This is a genomic window from Bradyrhizobium sp. LTSP849 (assembly GCF_000938255.1).
GTDB lineage: Bacteria > Pseudomonadota > Alphaproteobacteria > Rhizobiales > Xanthobacteraceae > Bradyrhizobium.
Genome location: NZ_JYMR01000039.1, coordinates 65,844 through 87,563 on the forward strand (window position 1 = coordinate 65,844; position 21,720 = coordinate 87,563).

Below are 21,720 nucleotides of genomic sequence, written 5' to 3' on the forward strand. Positions count from 1 at the left end.
TAGCGTTCATGCAGCGCACAACGAATGCGGCTTGCACGTTTTCTTGGCTGCGGCTGCATCAATAATCGTCAAACAAGCGAAGGGGAAACGCCATGACCGGTAGCGTCAATCGCCAGATTCTTCTGGTGGAAAAGCCCAGCGGCAAGCTCGGTCCCGAGCATTTCAAGATGGTTGAAGGTGCAGTCCCGGAGCCGAAGGATGGCGAGGCTCTGCTGCGCGTGCGTTACATCTCGCTCGATGCCGCCAACCGCGCCTGGATGCACGGCGCAACCTATCGCTCCGCGGTCGAAGCGAACAGTGTGATGGCCGGCGGCGGCATCGCCGAGGTCGTGAGTTCGAAGGCGCCGGGATTTGCGCCCGGCGACATTGTGTTCGGTGACACCGGCTGGCAGCAATATGCCGCGGTGCCGGCAAAGCATCTGACCAAAATGCCGAAGCTCGAGCCGATGACGCACCTGCTCAGCGTGTTCGGCATCGCCGGCCTCACCGCCTATTTCGGCCTGCTGGAGATCGGCAAGCCCAAAGAGGGCGAGACCGTCGTGGTCTCGGCGGCCGCGGGCTCGGTCGGCTCGATCGTCGGACAGATCGCCAAGATCAAAGGCTGCCGCGTGGTCGGCATCGCCGGTGGGGCGGACAAGTGCAACTGGCTGACCTCCGAGCTCGGCTTCGACGCCGCCGTCGACTACAAGGACGGTGCGGTGTTCAAGGCGCTGCGCGCAGCCGCGCCAAAAGGCATCGACGTCTATTTCGACAATGTCGGTGGCGACATCCTGGAAGCCTGCCTGCCGCAGATGAACAATTACGGCCGCATCACCTGCTGCGGCGCGATCTCGCAATATGACGGCACGCCGTCGGCGCACGGCCCGCGCGGCGTGCCAGGGCTCATCGTGGTGAAGCGGCTCGTCATGCAAGGCTTCATCGTGATGGACTATATGAAGGAGAGCCAGCGCGCGCTCGCCGATCTCCAGGCCTGGGTCAAATCCGGCAAGCTGAAGGTGCAGGAAGACATCATCGATGGCTTGGAGAACACGCCGAAGGCGCTGATCGGATTGCTTGCCGGCGAGAACCGCGGCAAGCGCATGGTCAAGCTGTGACGACGTAGTTACGTCGCAATTGCTTCGGCATTATCTACTTGCGGTAGTGGCCAAAGCGGCCAAAGATGCCGCGCGCGAGGCATCACTCGCGACGATTGCGCTTGCATCACATTTAAAAGCGTCGGGTTACCGACAGGGCAGGAATACACTCAGATGTTCAACACGTTGAAACATGTTTCGACGCGCAAGGCGTTGCTGGCGGCAACACTCTTCGCAACTGCAACAAGCGCATTCGCGCAAGCGCCGACCGAGGCTCAGAAGAGCGCCATCCGGTCCGCATGCCGCTCGGACTTCATCGCGCACTGCTCAAGCGTCACGCCCGGCGGCGTAGAGGCGTATCAATGTTTGCAGAAGAACATGTCCAGCCTGTCATCGGGATGCCAAACCGCAGTTCGCGCAGTCGAACCCGCGGCAGCTCCGAAGACTGAAGCCGCGCCCGCCAAAACCGAACCGGCAAAGACCGAAGCTGCGCCCGCTGCCACGCCTGCGGCGAAGCCGGCCGCTGAAGCCGCTCCGAAGGCCGCCGCTCCAAAGAAGCCTAGCAGCGCACAGGTCTCCGCCATCAAGAGCGCCTGCCGCTCCGACTATCCAAAAGTCTGCGCCAGTGTGCCGCCGGGCGGAGCCCCCGCGCTCGAATGCCTGGAAAAGAACAAGGCCAATGTGTCGGCGGCCTGCGCCAAAGCCGTGAACGCGGCCTCCGGCGGCGGCGCGGCTACGACGGCCGCTCCTGCGGCCGGTACTGCACCGGCTGCCGCAGCAGCGCCTGCCGCAGCCCCCGCCGTGATCGTGCTGCGACCGTTGCGGCCGCGCGAAGAGCTGTTCATCGTCCGATCCGCCTGCGGCGCCGACATCCGCACGCTCTGCGCCGGCGTCCAGCCCGGTGGCGGCCGCATCGTGCAATGCATCGCCAGCAACGCCGCGTCGCTGTCGCCCGGGTGCAAGGACGTGCTGGCGCCGTTCGCCGCGCAGTAAGGCGCACGCAACTCGCGCGCCGTCGACATCCGGCGGCGCGCGTGAATGAATTTTCGCGCGCCTCTCGCGACTAATCTTTTGCCGCTATCCGATTTCAATCACGACAAGTCCGGGAGGACAACATGCGTTCATTGCTGCTCATCGCTTCCGCGCTCCTCGCCTTCGGGGCGACCATGACTTTTGAGGCTACCGACGCCAACGCGGTGGTGTGCGCCCGCGGCGTCTATCGCGCCGGCTGCGCCGGACCGAACGGGGCCGTCGTGGTCCGCAACCCGGTTCCGGTGGTCCGCTGTACCAGGGTGCTGGTGAACGGGGTCTACGTGAAGCGCTGCGTCTAACGCCTGGGTGGTCAATCCCGCGCGCTTTGGCTATGATTCGCATCTGACGGTTTCGGACACACGCAAAACGCGTGTCCGAAAGCGAGTTTCGGCGCGCCGCGCCCAGCCGAGAATTCCGCTGGCGCCGGACGTTGGGGCACATTAGTCTACCCTTAGATAGTAAGTATACTGTCAATTAGGGAGGCGGACATTGCGGATCGCCGTGATCGGCGGGGGGCCCGGTGGGCTCTACTTCGCCTATCTCTGGAAGAAGCGTCACCCCGAGGATCAAGTCGACCTGTTCGAACAGAACCCGGCCGACGCGACCTGGGGTTTTGGCGTGGTGTTCTCCGACCAGGCACTGGAATTCCTGCGCGCCGACGACCCCGAGACGGTCGATGCGATCGCGCCGCATATGGAGAGCTGGGAGAACATCACGCTGAGCCTGCACGGCGACAACGTCGCCATCGACGGCGTCGGGTTCTCCTCGATCGGCCGGCTCGAGCTCTTGCAGTTCCTCCAGCAGCGCGCGCTTGACGCCGGCGTCACCCCGCGCTTCGACACGCCAATTCACACGATCGACCAGCTCAACGGCCACGATTTGATCGTCGCCGCCGACGGCTTGAACTCGCTGGTGCGCCGCGCCTACGAGGGCGATTTCGGCACCTCGCTGTCCTACTCCTCAAACAAATTCGTCTGGTACGGCACGTCAAAACGCTTCGACACGCTGTCGCAGACCTTCGTCAAGACCGACCGCGGCGCCTTCAACGCCCATCACTATCGCTATTCACCGAACATGAGCACCTTCCTGGTCGAATGCGACCATGCCACCTGGCAGGCCTATGGCTTCGCCTACAAAGACGTCGAGCAGTCCAAGGGCGTCTGCGAGGAGGTGTTTGCCGACACGCTCGGCGGCCACTGCCTGGTTTCCAACAAATCGGTGTGGCGTAATTTTCCGTGGGTCTGGAACGAGCATTGGTCGTTCAAGAACATGGTGCTGATTGGAGATGCCCTGCACTCGGCGCATTTCTCGATCGGCTCGGGCACGCGGCTCGCGATCGAGGACGCCATCGCGCTGGTCAAGGCGCTGGAATCGGATGCGCATCTGACGACCGCGCTGCATCGCTACCAGGCTGCGCGAAAGCCGGTGGTGCAGAAGCTCGTCAACGCCGCACGCACGAGCGCCTTTTGGTACGAGCACTTTGCCCAGCACATGCAGCTCGGCCTGATCGACTTTGCCTATAGCTACATCACCCGCTCAGGCCGCATCGACGATTCCCGGCTGCGGGCGATGGCGCCCGCCTTCATGGCGCGCTACGAGGCCGAGAAGAACGGCGGAGACGCGGACGGCGGGACTACGGCATGAGCAACGAGATTCGCGACCAGGTACCCGCCGACTGCGCGGGCGCCCACGAGATCGGCTTTGCCGTTCCGCAAATCTACAATGCCAGCCGCGTGCTGTTCGACAATCTCGCCAAGGGACATGGTGACAGGCTCGCACTCATCGGTCCGGCGGGCACGCGCAGCTATGCCGAGCTGTGCGCTGACGCCAGCCGCTGGGGCAATGGTTTTGCCGCGCTCGGCCTGAAGCGCGGCGACCGCGTGCTGCTGTTCCTCGACGACACCCCGGCCTATCCGGCCGCGTTCTTCGGCGCGGTGCGCGCCGGCTTCGTGCCGCTGCTGATCAATACGCTGACGCCGCCGGATCTCCTGCAATTCTATCTCGCGGATTCCGGCGCCAGTGTTGCGGTGGCCGAGTCGGAGTTTTGCGCGCGCTTCAATGCAGAGGCCTGCAAGGCGACCTGCCTGCGCACATTGATCGTCGTCAATGGCGAGGTGCGCGACCACGCCGCACCGGAAGCGATCGCCGCAGCAGACTGGCTTCCTCAATTCCCGACCGAGCGCGCAGAAGCCGATACGCATCGCGACGAGATGGCGTTCTGGATGTACTCGTCCGGCTCGACCGGCCGGCCCAAGGGCATCGTGCATCTCCAGCACGATATGGCCTATAGCGATGCCGCTTTCGCCCAGAACGTGCTGAAACTCGCGCCGGACGACATCTGCTTCTCGGTGCCGAAGATCTTCTTCGCCTACGGCTTTGGCAATTCCGTCACCTTCCCGTTCTCGGCCGGCGCCGTGACGCTGCTGCTGCCGGGCCAGCCTAAGCCGGCAACGATCTTCGCAGCGATCGAACAGTACAAGCCGACGGTCTTCTTCGGCCTGCCGACGCTCTATACGTCCCTGACCAAGGCCGCAGGCGCGGACAAGACAAATTTCTCGTCGCTGCGCATGGCGCTGTCCGCCGCCGAAGTGCTCTCGGCCGACGTGTTCAACGGCTGGAAGACGCTCACGGGACTTGAGATTGTCGAAGGCCTCGGCTCGACTGAGGTGCTGCACATCTACCTCTCCAACCGCGAGGGGCAGAAGAAGCTCGGCGCGGCGGGCCTGCGCGTGCCTGGCTACGAGGTCGCGCTTCGCGACAAGGACGGTCGCGACGTCGGCGACAATGAGGAAGGCATTTTGTGGGTACGCGGTGATTCCAACACGCCGCTGTACTGGAACCGGCCGGACAAATCCGCCGAGACGATTCGTGAGGGCGGCTGGATCTACACCGGCGACCGCTTCGTCCGCGACAGCGAAGGCTTCCACTTCTTCCGTGGCCGCGCCGATGACCTCATCAAGATTTCCGGCCAGTGGGTTTATCCGCTCGAGGTCGAGCTGTGCCTCGCCGACCACCCCGACATTCGCGAATGCGCGGTGTTCGCGGCGGAGCTACCGGACCGGCGCATGACGCTGAAGGCTGTGGTGGTGATGAATAGAAGCGGCGCCGACCAGAGCGAGGCGACGCGAAAGCTCCAGGACTACGTGAAGGGCAAGCTGCTGCCGTACAAATATCCGCGCGAGGTGATCTTCATCGACGAACTGCCGAAGACGGGCACGGGGAAGATTGATCGGCAGGCGTTGTTGCGGATGTGAGGCTGTGAGGCTGTGACCGCGCCGCACATTCAGTGTCGTCCCGGCGAAGGCCGGGACCCATACGCCGAGGCCGTAGTTGTGGCGTGGGGTGGTCATTGCCAATCCCCGCCAATTCAAGATTTGTGGTTATGGGTCCCGGCCTTCGCCCTAGTGTATGCACACATCTCAAAAACCGACTCAGATACAGGGACTTAGATGCCCCCCGGTTTTTGAGCGATCCTATCGTGGGCACGTTTGCGTCCTTGATAAGACTCACATTTTTTGAAGCTGCCGATGACGGTCAAAAGATGTGTGCATACAGTAGGGCCTTCGCCGGGACGACGGTGGAGAATGAGGCGCGAGCGCAGCCTCCCACCCCCTCACCCCGCCTTCCCCAGATGCTCCAGCGCATCCTCGGCTCGCAACGGCACCCGTGACGCCTCGTTGTTGAGATCGACGAGCTGCACCAAGAGCCCCATCAACGCCTTGCGGTCGGCAGGCTTCAGCGGCTCCAGCATGCGCGCCTGAGCACGCTCGACTGCCGGAACGATCTCGCGCAGAATCGCGGCGCCCGGCCTAGTCAGATAGAGCAGCTTGATCCGCTTGTCCTCGGGCGCAGGCCTGCGATCGATATAGTCCTTGGCCTGAAGCCGCTCGATCACGCTGCCGAGGGTGGAGCGGTCAAAGGCGATCACCGCCGACAGCCGCGTCGCGTCGATGCCGGGATGGGCGTGGATCGCGATCAGCGCCGCATATTGCACCGGGGTCAGGTCGAACGCCTTGCACTCCTCCATGAAGATCGAGACGGCGATCTGCTGCATCCGACGGAACAGATAGCCCGGCGCGGCATAGACCGCGTCGATCGTGATCGGAGCGGCAGGCTTACTCGGCATCGGGCTGCTTCTCCGGTGCAGCGTTGGCGAAGGCAGGCAGCGCTTTCGCGGCGGCCTGAGCCTTGAGCAGGCGCGGATAGGCCGAGACATCGACGCCGAAGCGGCGCGCATTGGCGAGCTGCGGCACCAGGCAGAGATCGGCGAGCGTCGGCGCATTACCGAAGCAGAACGGCCCCGGCTCGTCCCTGATCAGGGTCTCGCAGGCCGACAGCCCCTCGCGATTGACCCAGGCCGCCCATTCCTGGACCTTCTCCTCCGCAAGCCCAAGCTCGCGCAATCGTGCCAGCACCTTCAAATTCTGGACGGGGTGAGTATCGCAGGCAATGGCGAGCGCGAAGGCGCGCACCTTGGCGCGTTGCAGCGGCTCTTTCGGCAGCAGCGGCGGGCTGGGATGGGTCTCATTGAGCCATTCGATGATGGCAACCGATTGGGTCAGCACCGCGCCCGCATCATCCTCCAGCGCCGGCACCAGGCCCTGCGGGTTGATGGCGAGGTAGGCCGGCGCGCATTGCTCGCCCTTGCGAAGGTGATGCGGCAAATGCTCGGCGCCGAGGCCCTTGAGGTTCAGCGCGATCCGCACGCGGTAGGCGGCGCTGGAGCGGAAATAGCCATGCAGCTTCATCGAGACCTCCCTTTCATTCTTGTTCGTCGCATTGACGGTACCTAGATCGTAAGTATACTGTCAATCAATAAAACGAACGGGAGCCGCACCATGGAAGCCGTGACCAAGACGCCGGAACGCGAGGCCTTCTACAAGAAGATCGACGGCGAAAATCTCACCGCGCTGTGGACGGTGATGAGCGATTTGATCACGCCGGAGCCGAGAAGCGCCTGCCGGCCGCACCTCTGGAAATTCGATGTCATCCGCAACTACATGACCGAGGCAGGTCGACTGATCACCGCGAAGGAGGCTGAGCGGCGGGTGCTGGTGCTGGAGAATCCCGGCCTGCGCGGACAATCCAAGATCACGACCTCGCTCTATGCCGGCGTGCAGATGGTGGTGCCCGGCGACGTCGCGCCCGCGCATCGGCACAGCCAGTCGGCGCTGCGCTTCGTGCTCGAAGGCAAGGGGGCCCACACGGCAGTGGACGGCGAGCGCACCGCGATGGAGCCCGGCGATTTCATCATCACGCCGTCGATGACCTGGCATGATCATTCCAACGAAACGAGTGAGCCGATGTTCTGGCTCGACGGCCTCGATATTCCACTGGTGCAGTTCTTCGACTGCTCCTTTGCGGAAGGATCGAAGGACGACCAGCAGAAGATCACGAGGCCGGCCGGCGACAGCTTTGCGCGCTACGGCCACAATCTGCTGCCGGTCGACGTCAAGCGATCATCAAAGACTTCACCGATCTTCAGCTATCCCTATGCCTACACCCGCGAGGCGCTGGAAAAGGCTCGCGCGAGCCAGGAGTGGGACGCCTGCCACGGCCTGAAGCTGAAGTTCAGCAACCCCGAGACCGGCGATTTCGCGATGCCGACCATCGGCACTTTCATCCAGCTGCTGCCCAAGGGTTTCAAGACCGCGCGCTATCGTTCGACCGACGCCACGGTGTTCTGTCCGATCGAAGGCCACGGCCGCAGCCGTATCGGCGAGGCGACCTTCGAATGGGGCCCACGCGATTTGTTCGTGGTGCCGAGCTGGCAATGGGTGACGCACGAGGCGGACGAGGATGCGGTGCTGTTCAGCTTCTCGGATCGGCCCGTGCAGCAGAAGCTGGACTTGTTCCGGGAAGATCGCGGGAACGCGTGACTTTCGTAGGGTGGGCAAAGGCGCCCTTGCGCCGTGCCCACCATGCCTCCGCAATTGATGAAAAGATGGTGGGCACGCTTCGCTTTGCCCACCCTTGTATTAGCGCGCTGATTGCGGCTACCGCCAGTGCAACAGCCGCGTCTCCAGCAGATTGATCACCCTGCCTACCACCAACCCGAATACCGACAAGATCACCACGCCCGCCAGCAGTTGATCCGTCTGCATCAGATTGCCGGCCTGCAACACGAACGCACCGATCCCATATTGCGCGCCGATCATCTCGGCGCTGACGACGAGCAGCAGTGCCACTGACGCCGTAATACGAAAGCCCGCGAGAATCGCGGGCAGCGCGCCCGGCCAGATCACCTTGCGCACGATGGTGGCGAACGGCACGTTGAAACTCTGCGCCATGCGGATCAGGTTGCGCGGCACCCCATCGACGCCGCTATAGACCGAGATCGCGGTCGAGAAGAACACCCCTAACGCAATCGTCGCGATCTTCGGCTCTTCGCCGATGCCGAGCCAGAGGATCAGCAGCGGCAACAGCGCGATCTTCGGGATCGGGAACAGTGCGGAGATGAAGGTGATGCCGACGCTGCGTGCGAGTCGCGATAGGCCGATAGCGAAGCCCACCACAATGCCGGCGGCCGTTCCCAGCAGCCAGCCGACGCCGATACGCAGGAGCGACGCCGAGAGATGCTGCCAGAGCGCGCCGGACACCGCGAGCTCATAGATCGCCCGCACGATCGCCGACGGCGCCGGCAGGAACAGGGGATTGACGAGACCGCCGCTGCCGGCCGCCTGCCAGAGCGCAATGACGAGCGCGAGCGCAATCCAGCCGCCGAAGCGGCTCGACGCGGGCACGAAGCCTGCGCCGCGGAAGCGGACGCGCCGGGTCGTATCGTCCTTCGGAGGCGTACCCGCGCGATCAAGCATGCTGCACCTCGCGCTCGGCATCGATCGCCTCGTTGCGGATCAGCGACCAGATCTGGTTCTGGAGCGCCAGCAGCTTTTCGCGCGCAGCGATTTCACCGCGCTCAGTGCGCGTCATCGGCACGCTCACCACCTCGCGAATGCGGCCCGGACGACGCGACAGCACCACGATGCGGTCCGCAAGCCGCGCGGCCTCTTCGAGATTGTGGGTGACATAGACCGCGCCCATGCCGCCGTCGGCGAGCAGGCGGACGAAATCTTCCATCAGCAGCTCGCGGGTCTGCGAGTCCAGCGCCGACAGCGGCTCGTCCATTAGCAGGATCGCGGGACGCACCGCCAGCGCACGCGAAATGCCGACGCGCTGACGCATGCCGCCCGAGAGCTGTTTTGGATAGGTTTTGCGGAAATCGGTCAGGCCGGTGCGATGCAGAGCATCGTCGACCAGCGCGTGGCGCTGCGCGGCCGAGAGTTGCGCGTGCAGCAACGGGAATTCGACGTTCTCCTCGACCGTCGCCCAGGGCAGCAGCGCAAAATCCTGGAACACGAAGGTCAGCGGATTGAGGCTGTCCGCCGGCGGCGTGCCGCGCAGCTCGGGCGCGCCGGAGGACGGCTGCAACAGCCCGCCGAGGATCGACAACAGCGTGCTCTTGCCGCAGCCCGACGGCCCGACGATCGCCACGACTTCGCCGGCGCTGACCGTGAACGAGACGTCGTCGAGCACGGCGAGATCGCCGAAGCGATGAGAGATGTGGTTGGCGATCAGGTCCATGTGCTGCGTTCTATTCTCAATCCGCCCTCACGAAATCCCTGGCGATGATCGTATTCGCATCAAAGCCCTTGTCGGCGAAGCCCTGCTCCTGGAGCCATTTGATCTGGTTGTCGACGTTCTTGACGTCGAGCTTGCCGTCCGGATCGATATAGGCGCAGTTGCCCACCACCTGCTCAAGCGGCAAATTGGTGTACTTTGCGATGATCTCCAGCAGCGGTTTGGTCTGCTCGTTGATCGGGGCTGTGCCGTCTTTCATCGCGGCGAGGATCACGTCGTGATACTCGCGGTCGGCTTTTGCCAGCACACCGAGCAGTTTTGTCACCAGCACCTTGTTGGTCAGCGTCTTCGGCGAGGCGAACACCGCGCCCAATTGCCAGGGCGTCTCGTCGCCAACCCAGCCCAGGAACTTCGCGCCGCCGTCATCCATCAGCTTTCGCGCGGTCGAAATCGGCAGCAGCGCCGCATCGACCGTCTCGCCCTTCAGCGCCGCCGCCGCGTTCGATAGCGATTGCAGCGGGATGATCTTCACCTCCGCGAGCTTGAAGCCGTATTTGTCGGCAAGCAGACCGAGCGAATAGTGAAAGCTCGATCCGACCTGCGTCACGGCCACGCGCTTGCCGGCGAGGTCCTTCGGCGTCTTCAATCCGGCCGCATAAGCATTGTTGCTGGCGAAATAGCCGATCAGCGGATAGCCGGCCTTCTCGCGGCTCATGCCGCCGATCACCTTCAGCACGCCCTTGCCGGCGAGATTGTAGAGACCGGCCGTGAAGGCGGTGACACCGAAATCGATGTCGCCCGAGGTGGTCGCGACCGCGATTGGCTGCGCCGCGTCGAAGAATTTCAGCTCAACGTCGAGGCCGGCATCGCGAAAATAGCCCTTGTCCTGGGCGATGAAGACGGGCGCGGACGACGACAGGCGGAGCACGCCGATCTTGGCCTTCAGCGCGTCCTCGGCCCAGGCCGTGCCCATCGCCATGATCGCCACCAGGCCGGCAGCTGCGAGCCGCGCAATCCCGATCATCCCGTTTCCTCTCGTGGTTCTCTTAGCAGCCCGTCACAGGCCCTCGGGCACCGGCTGGTCCCGTCCGATGAAGGCGCCCTGTTGTTTCAACGTTTCCTGCAACTTTTCAACCGGGATTTCGCGTGGAATCCGATTACCCGACAGCGCCAGCGCTGCGGCGGAACCGGCGGCCTCCCCCATCACGAAACAGGCACCGGAAACCCGTGCCGCCGACTGGCCCTCATGTGTCATCGAGGCACAGCGGCCGGCGACCAGGAGATTGTCGACGCCTTCGGGCACCAGCATGCGGTAGGGCAGCTCATTATAGCCACGCGATTCCGGGATCGGCGGAAAGGTGAAGACGACGTCGCCGGGAACATGGGCCTCGATCGGCCAGCCGTTGACCCCGATCGAATCCTCGAACGAGGCGCAGCCAAGCACGTCCTCGCCGCTGAGCTGGTAGCCGCCCTTGATGCGGCGGGTCTCGCGGATGCCGAGCTGCGGCGGCAGGTCGACGATGTAGGATTTTTCGAAGCCCGGCACGGTGCGCAGGAATTCGAAGGCGGCGAGCGCCTGTTTGCGGCCCTCAATCTCGCCGCGAGTGAGATCATCCGGTTCGATGCCATTGATGGCGTGGCCATCCTCGCGCGCCACTTGCGTAAAATTCACCCGCCATTCGATACCGGACTTCTGCGGCCGCACGATCGCGCTTTTGCGCGGAAATTTGTGCGTTCCAGCAGCAGTGGCCTTCTCCATCAATTGCGGGATGGTGCGCCAGGCCTCGCCCGCCTTCTCGGGATCGATGCCGTTGAGACGGAGCATCATCGACGGATACATCGGATGGCCGTGCTCGTCGCCGAATTCGAACGGCGCGCCGGCCCACACCGCGAGATCGCCGTCGCCGGAGCAATCGATGAAGATCTCCGAGCGCACCGCCTGCCGGCCGGCCTTGGTCTCCACCATCAGCGCGTCGATGCGGCGGTCATCGCCCATCACCACGCCGGCGCCGAGCGCGTGGAAGAGGATGTGCACCTTGTGGCTGGCGAGCAGTTCATCGGCCGCGATCTTGTAGGCCGCGGTGTCGTAGGCCTGGGCAAAGACCTTGCCGAGGATCAAATGCGGGGCGTTGAGGCCGTTCAGCAGATCGATCCGCGCCAGCAGCTCGGATGCCATGCCCTGCACCAGCCGGTGGGCCTGGCCAAAGACGTTACCGTGCAGGCCGCAGAAATTGGTGACGCCGGCAGCGGTGCCCATGCCGCCGAGGAAGCCATAACGCTCGATCAGCAACGTCTTTCGCCCTGCGCGCGCGGCTGACGCTGCCGCCACGATGCCGGCCGGGCCGCCGCCGAGAACGACGACTTCATATTCGCCGTAGAGCGGCACCTGGCGCGCTGGTTCTTCGATCGTCGTGGCCCGCATGGCGCGTCCTATCCCTGAAAATCTCTTGCTTGGTCCCGACTATGAATTAACGCGGGCCAAGCTACAATCCATCAAAATAAGCGATCAGCTTTTGCGAATCGAGAAAGGTCGAAATGGACATCCTGGTGAACCTTCAGGCCTTCCTCGCCACCGCCGATGCGGCCGGCTTTTCCGCCGCTGCGCGAAAACTGAATGTTTCGACCTCGGTCGTGGCCAAGCGCGTGACGCAGCTGGAGGCGCGGATCGGCACGCCACTGTTTCACCGCTCGACCCGGCAATTGCGGCTGACCGACGCCGGCCAGCGCTATGTGCATCGCGCGCGCGGCGTCGTCACAGATGCCACCGATCTGCTCTCGCGCATGGGCGAGAAGGGCCACGACCTCGTCGATCATCTCCGCATCAAGGCGCCGACTTCGCTGACCGTGGCGCGGCTTGCCGATGCCTTCAGCGCCTTCCAGACCCAGAACCCGCGGCTGAAGCTCGAGATCGTGCTGATCGATCGCCCGGTCGATCCGGTGACCGAGGGCTTCGACATCGCCATCGGCGCCTTCCCTCACTCCTTCGGCGGTGTCGTCGACGAGCCCTTGTGCGTGTTGAAGCGGCTGCTGTGCGCCTCGCCCGCCTATCTGGAGAAGCACGGCACGCCAAAGCATCCGCGCGATCTCGTCGAGCACCGCTGCCTCAGCTTCCTGCCGACCGGCCCCGAATGGATCTTTGACGGGCCACGCGGCCGCATCAGCATCCAGGTCAGCCCGCTGCTCTCCTCCAACGAAGGACATGTGTTGGCGCGCAGCGCGATCGCCGGCAACGGCATCGCGCTGATGTCACATTATCTCGTGGCCGATGCTTTGCGCGACGGCACGCTGAAGCCCGTGCTGCGCGATTTTCCAATTCCGGAATTGTGGGTGAAGGCCGCCATCCCCGAGCGGCGGCGCAACGCGGCCGCGGTGCAAGCGCTGCTGACACTGCTCAAGACGTCACTCGCATCGTCGCTGTAAGGCTTGTCGCTCAGCCTTTGCCACCACCCCAATTGCCCGCACGCTTCTCGGCGAACGACGCCAGCCCTTCCGCCGCCTCCGCACTCTGCCGCTTCAGCGAATGCAGCTGTACGAGCCGCCCATAGGCCGCATCATCCACGGCCATCCCGCCGAACGAGCTTTCCAGTGCAAGCCGCTTGGTCTCGTCCATCGCCTCCGGCCCATTGGCAAGCAGCTGCTCGACCACTTTCGCGCCGGCGGCCTCCAGCTCGGCGAGCGGCACCACCTCATGCACGAGGCCGATGCGGCGGGCGTCCTCCGCGCCAAAGCGTTCGCCGGTCAGCGCGTAACGGCGGACTTGCCGTACACTAATGGCGTCGCAGAGCTGCGGAATGATGATCGCGGCGGTCAGGCCCCAGCGTACCTCGGTGATCGAGAACAGGGCGTTGTCGGCCGCAATCACGACGTCGCATGCCGCAATCACGCCGGTGCCGCCGCCAAAACAGCCGCCCTGCACCAGCGCCACCGTCGGGATCGGCAAGGTATTGAGCCGCTGCACCGCCTCGAAGGTCGCCCGGGACGCCGCCTCGTTGGCATCAGTCGATTGCGGCCGCACGCCGTTGATCCATTTGAGGTCGGCGCCGGCCTGAAAATGCTTGCCGTTGCCCCTGAGCACCACAACGCGGAGATTGGGCTTTTGGCCGAGTTCATCCATCGCCGCGAGCACGCCGGCGATCAGCGCACCGTCATAGGCGTTGTTGACCTCCGGCCGGTTCAACGTGACGGTCGCGACACCACGTGCGTCGAGGGTCCACAGGACGGGGCTGGCGGTCATCGGCGATCCTCCGGTCATACTCATTGCCGCGCACTATGGCCGAGGCCACTGAACTTGATCCATATCTTTCCGGCGTGGGGCGGCCGCGCCCATCGCATGGCGGGTTGTGCCATGGTGGCGCCGGGCGGCAGCCAGGGAATTAGGGACGGGACACTACATATGCGTATCTGCATCTTCGGCTCCGGCGCTGTCGGAAGCCATCTCGCGGTCAGGCTCGCGCGCGCCGGCCACGAGGTCTCGTGCGTGATGCGGGGAGCACATCTCGAGGCGGTCCGCGCCAACGGCCTCAAGCTCCGCGTCGGCGAATCCGAGGTAAGCGCCAAGGTGAACGCCACCGGCGACCCGGCCCAGCTCGGTCCGCAGGACGTGGTGATCTCTACGCTGAAGGCCACCGCGCTTCAGGGGCTGGTTTCCAGCATAAAGCCGCTGCTGCAAGACGACACCGCGATCGTGTTTGCGCAAAACGGCATTCCCTGGTGGTACGGGATCGGCCTGCCGCCACGACACCCGACGCCCCCTGACATATCGTTCCTCGATCCGGGCGGGCGCCTGCGCGCCTGCATCCCGAAGGAACGGATCATCGGCGGCGTGATCTTCTCCTCCAACGAGGTGGTCGCGCCCGGCGTGGTGCAGAACCTGACGCCGGACCGCAACCGCCTGCTGATCGGCGAATGCGACGACCGCAATTGCGAGCGCATCACAAAGCTTCGCGGCGTCCTGAATGACGCGCGGCTGGAATCGCCGCCGGTCGCCGAGATCCGCGAGGCGATCTGGTCAAAGCTGCTGACCAACATGTCGCTGTCGGTGCTGTGCCTGCTCACCGGCCAAACCGCGCGCGGCGTGCGCGACGACGCCGCCTTTGCCGAAGTGATTCCGCGCATGCTCAACGAGGCCAACGACATCGCGCAGCACTTCATCCCCGAGGTCAAGCGCGTGACCCGCAGCGGCCCTGCCCCCAACCACAAACCATCGCTGCTCCAGGATTACGAGCTCGGCCGCGCCATGGAGATCGACGTGCTGGTGAGGGCGCCCGCTGCGTTTGCGCGCACCGCCGGCCTGTCGACGCCGACGCTCGACCTGATCGCCGCGCTCGCGATCCAGAAAGCGCGCGACAAGGGACTTTATTCCGCGTGAATTTCAGACGAGTTCGTCGATCCAGGCGGTGAGCGCGTCGAGCACCTCGGCGAGGGCCTCTTCGTTGGTGCGGCCTGACTTTTTGAGCACCGCGAAGGAGTGATCGCCGCCAGCGATCTCGTGCAGCGTCGCCTTCGTCCCGAGCGCCGCGATCACAGGCTTGAGGAGGCCGAGATCGGCAAGCCCGTCGCGCGTGCCTTGCAGGAACAGCATGGGGATATCGACATGCGCGAGATGCTCGGCGCGTTCCGTCGACGGCTTTTTGTCGGCATGCAGGGGAAAGCCGAGGAAGGCGAGCCCTTTTACACCCGGCAGCGGCGCCTTGGATTGCGCCTGCGACGTCATGCGTCCGCCAAAGGACTTGCCTCCGGCGACGAGCTTCAATCCGGGACACAATCGCGCCGCCTCCTCGACCGCCGCGCGGATCGTGGCGTGCGCGACAGCCGGCGCGTCGGGACGCCCCTGTTTCTTTTCCATGTAAGAGAAATTGAAGCGGAACGTGGCGATGCCGCGCTCTGCGAGTCCCTCCGCAATCTTGTCCATGGAGGCATGCCGCATTCCTGCGCCGGCACCATGCGCCAGAACGTAGCAGGCGCGCGCATTGTCAGGCTGCATCAGGATCGCCGAGACCGTGCCGATGCGCTCGATGTCGAGCTTGAGCTCTTGAGTTTTGACAGCCACAATCAATCATCCCGACAGACGCCACTCCGGCCGCCTTGGTAGCGTCACCGGCGCAGCCTGAAAACACAATAATTGCCACGGCCGGCTGGCCTACCAAGCTGGCAACCGCATCAACCGAGGTGATCATGTCCTATCGCTCCTCCTGGATGACCGAAGAGCTCGATGTCTTCCGCGACCAGTTCCGCAAATATCTCGCCAAGGACCTGGCGCCCCATGCCGAAACATGGCGCGAGCAGAAGATGGTCGACCGCTTCGCCTGGCGCGGGCTCGGCGAGATGGGCGCACTGCTGACCAGCGTGCCGGAGGAATATGGCGGGTTAGGCGCGACTTTCGCCTATGAGGCGGCGGTGCTGGAAGATCTCGAGAGCACGGTGCCGGAAATGACAACCGGCGTCTCCGTGCACAGCGCCATCGTCGCCCACTACATCCTCAACTACGGCTCGGAGGAGCAGAAGAAGCGCTGGCTGCCGAAGATGGCGTCGGGCGAGATAGTCGGCGCCATCGCCATGACCGAACCCGGCACCGGCTCGGATCTGCAAGCGGTGAAGACCACGGCCAAGAAACAGGGCAATTCCTACGTCATCAACGGCCAGAAAACCTTCATCACCAACGGCCAGGCCGCGGATCTCGTCATCGTCGTGGCCCGCACCGGCGATGTCGGCGCCAAGGGCATCTCGCTGATCGCGGTCGAGACTGCGGACGCGGACGGCTACAAGCGCGGGCGCAACCTCGACAAGATCGGCCTGCATGCCTCAGATACGTCGGAGCTGTTCTTCGACAATGTCACCGTGCCTCCGGAAAACCTGCTCGGCAAGGAAGAAGGCCAGGGCTTTGCCCAGCTGATGCAGCAATTGCCGCAGGAGCGGCTGTCGCTCGCGGTCGGCGCCGTCGCCTCGATGGAGCGCGCGATCAAACTCACCACCGAGTACACCAAGGAACGAAAGGCCTTCGGCAAGCCGCTGCTGGACTTTCAAAACACCGCCTTCACGCTCGCCGAGCGCAAGACCGAAGCGATGATCGCGCGCGTCTTCGTCGACTGGTGCATCGAGCGCCTGATCGCAAAAGACCTCGACACCGTCACCGCCTCGATGGCGAAATACTGGTGCTCCGACAAGCAGGTCCAGACCGCCGACGAATGCCTCCAGTTGTTCGGCGGCTACGGCTACATGCAAGAATATCCGATCTCGCGCATCTTCATCGATTCCCGCATCCAGAAGATCTATGGCGGCACCAACGAGATCATGAAGCTGTTGATTGCGAGGTCGCTGTGAGGCGCTTTACCTCAGGCGAAAGGCGCTTGAGGCAATATTGCTTCCACGAAAGCACTGTCGTCCCGGCGAAGGCCGGGACCCATAACCACAGGGAGAAGTTTGGCCAAGACTAGTGGTTCGGTACTCCTATCTTTCGCGATTGATAGATCACGCGGTATGGGTCCCGGCCTTCGCCGGGACGACGAGCGGACATCGGGGCGACGGCGTTGCCACAAGCCGTTTCACGCAATCTCCCTCACCGGCTGCGCCAATCCCGCGGCCGGCAGCCGAAGCGCTGCTTGAAGCGCCGCGCGAAGTGGGAGAGATCGGAAAAGCCCCAATCGAACGCGATCGCGCCGATCCCGCGGGCGTCCAGGGCCGGATCCTTCAGATCGGCCGCCGCGCCCACGAGGCGGCGATCCATCACATAGTCCGAAAACGTTGTGCCGGAGCGCTCGAACAGCTTGTGGACATAGCGCTCGCTGATGCCGACGGCGCCGGCGACCGCCGCGACCGTCAGTCCCGGCTCGCGCAGCCGCTCGTGAATGGCGCGGCGCAGCGCCAGCACGGTGGCGTCCGCGAAGCTTGCGGCTTCCGACGTCTGCGCCCGCGAGCGGCGCGACAGGCTGAGCGCAACGAGATCGAGCAGCACGTCGAACAGCCGAACGCTATCCTCTTCCGCCATCCGCAACGCGCCGGCGTTCAGGGAGCGCGCCGTCTCGACGATGAGATGACCGACATAAGGATCGTCGGACACGCGCTCGGCCCTGAAATCGAATGACGGCGGCAGCCGATCGCGCAAGGCACGCGAGGGCACCCAGAACGAAGCGACCTCCAGCGTCGGACCGCGATCATGCAACAGTGTCACCTCGCGGTCGCTGTCGACGATGCCGACCTGGCCCCGCGACAGGCTGACTTCGCGCCCATCCTGGAGCATGCGGCAGCGCCCCGCGAGCTTGAAGTTGAGATAGAAGCAGCTCTCGCGCGACGCCGCGATATCGGCACGCGAACGATTGACGGTGTGCTCGGGAAACATCACCCGGTTGATCGCGCCGGCGCCCAGCCCGATCGTCTCCACCTTGGCCGGGAAGCGTGACGTCGTCGCCGATTCCGGCGTCAGGTTCATGAAGGCCTGGCAGATCGCCTCACGGTAATAAGAAAACTGTTCGTCCGGCCGCGTCTCCGCGGTGTTCCAGATGACGTACCGCGGCCGGCTTGTGGGATTGACCTGCTCCATCGGTTCACTCCGAGACCAATCCGGTTCACTCCCAGCCAAGCGGCAAATGGCCAGCCGGTTCACACTTCGCACAACAAGAATTGTCCGCCGCGCCTCGCGAGCGCCGCAAAGGACCCAATTCATGCCGATCTAACCACATCCTGCGGAGGAGCCACAACATGTCGACCTACGTTCTCGTTCACGGCGCCTGGCACACCGGCGCCGAGCTTGAGCCGGTCGCGGCACCGATCCGCGCCGCCGGCCATCAGGTCTACCTCCCGACGATCAGCGGCAATCGCCCGGGCGACGCCAAGACCACGGGGCTGAAGGAAGCGATCCAGTCGATCGCCGACTATCTCGCCGAGAACAATCTGACGGATGTGATCCTGCTCGGCCATTCCTATGGCGGCATGGTCATCACTGGCGTCGCCGACCTTGTGCCTGAGCGCATCCGCCGCCTCGTCTACTGGAACGCCTTCGTCCCCAACAATGGCGAGTCGCTCAACGACATGGTGCCGCCGCACTATATCGGGCTGTTCGACATGATCGCGGCCGAGCGCGGCGATGGTTCGGTGGTGCTGCCTTTCCCGATCTGGCGCGAGGCCTTCATCAACGATGCCGATCTCGAGACGGCGCAGCGCGCCTATGACATCCTCAATCCGCATCCGCTGAAGACCTTCAGCGACAAGATCGCACTCAAGGCCAACCCGGCCGAGACGCCGCTCGCTAAATCCTACATCAACTGCACCGAAGATACCGCGCTGCCGCACAGCTACGCCTGGCATCCGCGGCTCTCCGAGAAGCTCGGCCTATTCCGCCTGGTGCAGGTGGCGGGAAGCCATGAGCTGTGCTTCTCCAATCCGGCACGCCTTGCCAAGGCGATCATGGAGGCGGGGCGAGACTGACCGCCGCATCCGAAGCTTCGATCGCGCGGTCGCTGTCGTCAGCTATCTCATCCGCTTGTCGGCAGCGACAAAGTCGATAAAGGTCCTCACCTTCGCGGAGAGATATTTGCGGCTGGGATAGACCGCGAACAGGCGACCTTCGAAGATGATGTCGTCGGGCAGGATGAGCACGAGACGTCCGGCAGCGATGTCCTCAGTGACCAGCCATTTCGGCAGGAAGGCGAGACCCATGCCTTCCAGCGCGGCCATGTGCAGCAACGTTTCGTTGCCGCTGCGCAGGACTGGTTTGAGCTTGACGGTCTCGACGGTACCATTCCTGTTTAGGGAGAGGCTCTCTCCCGGATAAAGCGCATAGTGCAAAAAGGCCTGACCGGCGAGGTCGGCCGGCTTGGTCGGATGCCCGACACGATCGAGATAGGCGGGTGCGGCGACCATGTAGAAGGCGACCTTGGTGATCGGCCGCGCGATCAACGCCTCGTCGGGCGCGCCGGTTGCGCGCAGCGCGAGATCGAATCCCTCCTCGACCAGATTGACCAGACGCCCGCTGAGATCGACGTCCAGACACACCTCCGGGTAGCGCGCCTGATAATCGGCCAGCACCCCCGCGAACATCGCGTTCGCCATCCACACCGGCGCGGTCAGCCGCAGCGTGCCGCGCGGAACGACGGTCGCCTTGCTGACGGCGGCTTCGACCTCGTCGAGCGAATCCAGCATCTGGCGCGCCTGCTCGAAATACAGCGTGCCGCTCTCGCTCAGGCTGACGCGGCGGCTGGTCCGGTTGAGCAATCGCGTGCCCAGCCGCTTCTCGAGCTGCATCACGTGCTTGCTCGCCATCGCCGGCGAGATGCGCAGGCGCTCCGCCGCGGCCGCAAAGCTCTTCAGCTCGGCGACCAGGCAAAACACCCTCATGCTGACCAGGGAGTCCATAAGATCATCAACATCCAGGAAAGGAACCTATCCCAGAAGACATAATGATCAAAAATGGAGAAACTATCAAATGGTGGCAACCCCTCGTTCCACGGAGAACCACCATGTCGACCACTGCCCTTGAAACCGCCGCCCCGGGCCGGACCCTTCGCATCGGCCTCTGGGTCGCACAAGGTCTGATCTTCTTCGTGTTCACCTTCGCGGGGCTGGTCAAGCTGCTGACGCCGATTCCGCAGCTTGCCGCGATGATGCCGTGGACGGGCGAGCACTCCGAAGCCTTCGTTCGAATCATCGGGCTGATCGATCTCGCCGGCGGGATCGGCATCCTGCTGCCGGCGCTGACGCGCATCCTGCCGCGGTTGACGGTGCTGGCAGCGCTGGGCTGTACGGTGTTGCAGGTGTTTGCGATCGTCTTCCATGTCTCGCGCGGCGAGGCTGTCGTCACGCCGCTCAATTTGGTCCTGCTCGCGCTCGCCGTCTTCGTGTTGTGGGGACGTGGTCGCAAGGCGCCGATCGCGCCACGGCAACTCTGACCGGCAGGGCGCTGCCGCCATGCACTCTCTCAATGGATGGTCTCGCAGGGGCCTGCTCGCCGGTGCCACGATCCTCACGGCAGGCGGCCCCGCCACCGCCAAGGACGATCGTCTCGTCGACGGCGTCGTAATCCTGATCGACAGCAACGAGCCCTATGTGATGGGACACGCAATCAGCTACTCGGCCAATCTTGCAAAGCACTTTGCCGACAAGGGCGCGAAATTGTTGATCGAGGTCGTCGCCAACGGCAAGGGCATCGAAGTGTTTCGCGCGGACAAGACCACGCTGATCGAGCCGCTCGCGACACTGCGTCAGTCGCTGCCAAATCTCACCTACAGCATGTGCGCATCGTCAAAGGCGATCGCGGAAGCCAGGGAACAGGTCTCGATCCCGCTGATATCAGGCGCGAGCCTCGTCCCCTTCGGCATCGGGCGGGTTGTCGATCTGCAACTGAAGGGCTGGGCCTATATCCATGCGTGAGACAACCCGCGCGCACCGTGCCGCATTGTCCAGGCGATCACTCCTGATGGCGGCGCCGGCGCTTCTCGTTGCTACGCGCGCGAGCCTCGCGCAGGGCGGCGACACCACATGGCCGCCGGTGTTCGAGACGGGCCGCAGCCAGTTCACGCTGGTGCGGCCGCGGGTAGTGATGCCAGTGCTGCGGCTTCAGGACCTGCATGGAAAGGACGTTGCGGTGGCAGCGAAGCCGGGACGCATCACGCTCGTCAATTTCTGGGCGACGTGGTGTGCAGCCTGCCGGCTCGATCTGCCCGTGCTCGCAAGCCTCGCCGGATCGCAACGCGATCAACTGGATATTGTCGCTGTTTGCACTGACACGAAGGACCTGCGCAAGGTCCGCGCGTTCCTTGGCGGCCTCGCCGCGCAAAACCTTGCCTGCTACGTCGACGCGTATGGAGCGGCGGCCGAGTCATCCGCCTCGGTCTTCCCGCTCGTCGGCATGCCCATCACCTATCTCGTCGGAACCGGCAACCGCGTCGAGGGCTACATCACCGGGGCAGCCGAGTGGCTCTCACCCGCGGGCGCGCGGTTGCTGCAATTCTATCGCGAGCAGGGCTAGGACGAGGCGGCCTGTCGTCGCGCCGCCGGTTCCGACGGCCCTTGCTCGATCGCAAACGAATTCAGATTTACGAGACAA

General features: G+C 64.1%; 23 protein-coding genes. 13 read left to right on the forward strand and 10 right to left on the reverse strand.

Annotation, left to right across the window (positions count from 1 at the left end; all coding sequences use genetic code 11):
• The first annotated feature begins 92 nt into the window (after positions 1–92).
• The 5 genes from UB31_RS23845 (at position 93) to UB31_RS23865 (ending at position 5,359) form a co-directional block, all read left to right on the forward strand.
• Positions 93–1,094 (forward strand): NADP-dependent oxidoreductase, encoded by a 1,002-nt coding sequence (locus UB31_RS23845; RefSeq protein WP_045012647.1) that lies wholly within the window; start codon positions 93–95, stop codon positions 1,092–1,094.
• A 153-nt stretch (positions 1,095–1,247) separates the two neighbouring features.
• Complete coding sequence (locus tag UB31_RS23850; protein WP_045002333.1) at positions 1,248–2,066, forward strand: cysteine rich repeat-containing protein; 819 nt, start codon at positions 1,248–1,250, stop codon at positions 2,064–2,066.
• 122 nt (positions 2,067–2,188) lie between these two features.
• Entirely contained in the window at positions 2,189–2,404 is a 216-nt protein-coding gene (locus tag UB31_RS23855) for a hypothetical protein (RefSeq protein ID WP_045012648.1), read from the forward strand.
• A 190-nt stretch (positions 2,405–2,594) separates the two neighbouring features.
• Entirely contained in the window at positions 2,595–3,749 is a 1,155-nt protein-coding gene (locus UB31_RS23860; protein WP_045002331.1) for an FAD-dependent monooxygenase, read from the forward strand.
• Positions 3,746–5,359, forward strand: a complete 1,614-nt coding sequence (locus UB31_RS23865) for a benzoate-CoA ligase family protein (RefSeq protein WP_045012649.1) — start codon at positions 3,746–3,748, stop codon at positions 5,357–5,359. Before UB31_RS23860 ends, UB31_RS23865 begins: the two co-directional genes overlap by 4 nt.
• Before the next feature lie 359 nt (positions 5,360–5,718).
• Here the strand turns inward: UB31_RS23865 and UB31_RS23870 are convergent, their stop codons facing one another.
• Positions 5,719–6,231 carry a MarR family winged helix-turn-helix transcriptional regulator gene (locus tag UB31_RS23870; protein WP_045012650.1) on the reverse strand — a complete coding sequence of 171 codons (513 nt, stop codon included), beginning with the start codon at positions 6,229–6,231 and terminating at the stop codon, positions 5,719–5,721.
• The gene (maiA, locus tag UB31_RS23875; RefSeq protein WP_045012651.1) at positions 6,221–6,853 is read right to left on the reverse strand and encodes a maleylacetoacetate isomerase; all 633 of its coding nucleotides are present in this window, start codon (positions 6,851–6,853) and stop codon (positions 6,221–6,223) included. Before maiA ends, UB31_RS23870 begins: the two co-directional genes overlap by 11 nt.
• A gap of 90 nt (positions 6,854–6,943) precedes the next feature.
• Here maiA and gtdA point away from each other — a divergent pair, with 90 nt between their 5' ends.
• A complete protein-coding gene (gtdA, locus tag UB31_RS23880) occupies positions 6,944–7,984 on the forward strand; it encodes a gentisate 1,2-dioxygenase (RefSeq protein WP_045002327.1) in 1,041 nt (346 codons plus the stop codon).
• Positions 7,985–8,101: 117 nt separating this feature from the next.
• Here the strand turns inward: gtdA and UB31_RS23885 are convergent, their stop codons facing one another.
• The 4 genes from UB31_RS23885 to UB31_RS23900 are packed head-to-tail and all read right to left on the reverse strand — an operon-like array spanning position 8,102 to position 12,105.
• Positions 8,102–8,920, reverse strand: a complete 819-nt coding sequence (locus tag UB31_RS23885; protein WP_045002326.1) for an ABC transporter permease — start codon at positions 8,918–8,920, stop codon at positions 8,102–8,104.
• Positions 8,913–9,686 carry an ABC transporter ATP-binding protein gene (locus tag UB31_RS23890; RefSeq protein WP_045012652.1) on the reverse strand — a complete coding sequence of 258 codons (774 nt, stop codon included), beginning with the start codon at positions 9,684–9,686 and terminating at the stop codon, positions 8,913–8,915. The genes UB31_RS23885 and UB31_RS23890 overlap by 8 nt, the downstream gene beginning before the upstream one ends.
• A 16-nt stretch (positions 9,687–9,702) precedes the next feature.
• A complete protein-coding gene (locus UB31_RS23895) occupies positions 9,703–10,707 on the reverse strand; it encodes an ABC transporter substrate-binding protein (protein ID WP_045012653.1) in 1,005 nt (334 codons plus the stop codon).
• A gap of 33 nt (positions 10,708–10,740) precedes the next feature.
• Positions 10,741–12,105, reverse strand: coding sequence for an FAD-dependent oxidoreductase (locus tag UB31_RS23900; protein ID WP_045012654.1), 1,365 nt, complete (start codon positions 12,103–12,105; stop codon positions 10,741–10,743).
• Positions 12,106–12,218: 113 nt separating this feature from the next.
• Between UB31_RS23900 and UB31_RS23905 the strand changes: the two genes are divergently transcribed.
• Positions 12,219–13,103 (forward strand): LysR family transcriptional regulator, encoded by an 885-nt coding sequence (locus UB31_RS23905; protein WP_045012655.1) that lies wholly within the window; start codon positions 12,219–12,221, stop codon positions 13,101–13,103.
• A gap of 10 nt (positions 13,104–13,113) precedes the next feature.
• Here UB31_RS23905 and UB31_RS23910 read toward each other — a convergent pair whose 3' ends face one another.
• Positions 13,114–13,917, reverse strand: a complete 804-nt coding sequence (locus UB31_RS23910; protein WP_045012699.1) for an enoyl-CoA hydratase-related protein — start codon at positions 13,915–13,917, stop codon at positions 13,114–13,116.
• A 159-nt stretch (positions 13,918–14,076) separates the two neighbouring features.
• On the opposite strand from UB31_RS23910, the gene UB31_RS23915 reads away from it, so the two are divergent.
• Positions 14,077–15,051 (forward strand): ketopantoate reductase family protein, encoded by a 975-nt coding sequence (locus UB31_RS23915; protein WP_045012656.1) that lies wholly within the window; start codon positions 14,077–14,079, stop codon positions 15,049–15,051.
• Positions 15,052–15,054: 3 nt separating this feature from the next.
• On the opposite strand, the gene UB31_RS23920 is transcribed toward UB31_RS23915, so the two are convergent.
• Positions 15,055–15,732: an alpha/beta hydrolase family protein gene (locus tag UB31_RS23920; protein WP_045002345.1), complete on the reverse strand. Its 678-nt coding sequence runs from the start codon at positions 15,730–15,732 to the stop codon at positions 15,055–15,057.
• A 125-nt stretch (positions 15,733–15,857) separates the two neighbouring features.
• On the opposite strand from UB31_RS23920, the gene UB31_RS23925 reads away from it, so the two are divergent.
• Entirely contained in the window at positions 15,858–17,003 is a 1,146-nt protein-coding gene (locus tag UB31_RS23925; RefSeq protein ID WP_045002319.1) for an acyl-CoA dehydrogenase family protein, read from the forward strand.
• 235 nt (positions 17,004–17,238) lie between these two features.
• Here UB31_RS23925 and UB31_RS23930 read toward each other — a convergent pair whose 3' ends face one another.
• Positions 17,239–18,219: a helix-turn-helix domain-containing protein gene (locus UB31_RS23930; protein ID WP_045012657.1), complete on the reverse strand. Its 981-nt coding sequence runs from the start codon at positions 18,217–18,219 to the stop codon at positions 17,239–17,241.
• Between the two features lie 158 nt (positions 18,220–18,377).
• Here UB31_RS23930 and UB31_RS23935 point away from each other — a divergent pair, with 158 nt between their 5' ends.
• A complete protein-coding gene (locus UB31_RS23935) occupies positions 18,378–19,103 on the forward strand; it encodes an alpha/beta hydrolase (RefSeq protein ID WP_045012658.1) in 726 nt (241 codons plus the stop codon).
• A 42-nt stretch (positions 19,104–19,145) separates the two neighbouring features.
• Here the strand turns inward: UB31_RS23935 and UB31_RS23940 are convergent, their stop codons facing one another.
• Positions 19,146–20,030, reverse strand: coding sequence for a LysR family transcriptional regulator (locus UB31_RS23940; RefSeq protein ID WP_045012659.1), 885 nt, complete (start codon positions 20,028–20,030; stop codon positions 19,146–19,148).
• A 104-nt stretch (positions 20,031–20,134) separates the two neighbouring features.
• On the opposite strand from UB31_RS23940, the gene UB31_RS23945 reads away from it, so the two are divergent.
• From UB31_RS23945 to UB31_RS23955, 3 genes are read left to right on the forward strand one after another with little or no spacing between them, the layout of a single operon-like run.
• Positions 20,135–20,563 carry a DoxX family protein gene (locus UB31_RS23945; RefSeq protein ID WP_045012660.1) on the forward strand — a complete coding sequence of 143 codons (429 nt, stop codon included), beginning with the start codon at positions 20,135–20,137 and terminating at the stop codon, positions 20,561–20,563.
• 19 nt (positions 20,564–20,582) lie between these two features.
• Positions 20,583–21,044: a DsrE family protein gene (locus tag UB31_RS23950; RefSeq protein WP_045012661.1), complete on the forward strand. Its 462-nt coding sequence runs from the start codon at positions 20,583–20,585 to the stop codon at positions 21,042–21,044.
• Complete coding sequence (locus tag UB31_RS23955; protein WP_045012662.1) at positions 21,037–21,642, forward strand: TlpA family protein disulfide reductase; 606 nt, start codon at positions 21,037–21,039, stop codon at positions 21,640–21,642. Before UB31_RS23950 ends, UB31_RS23955 begins: the two co-directional genes overlap by 8 nt.
• The last annotated feature ends 78 nt before the right edge of the window (positions 21,643–21,720 follow it).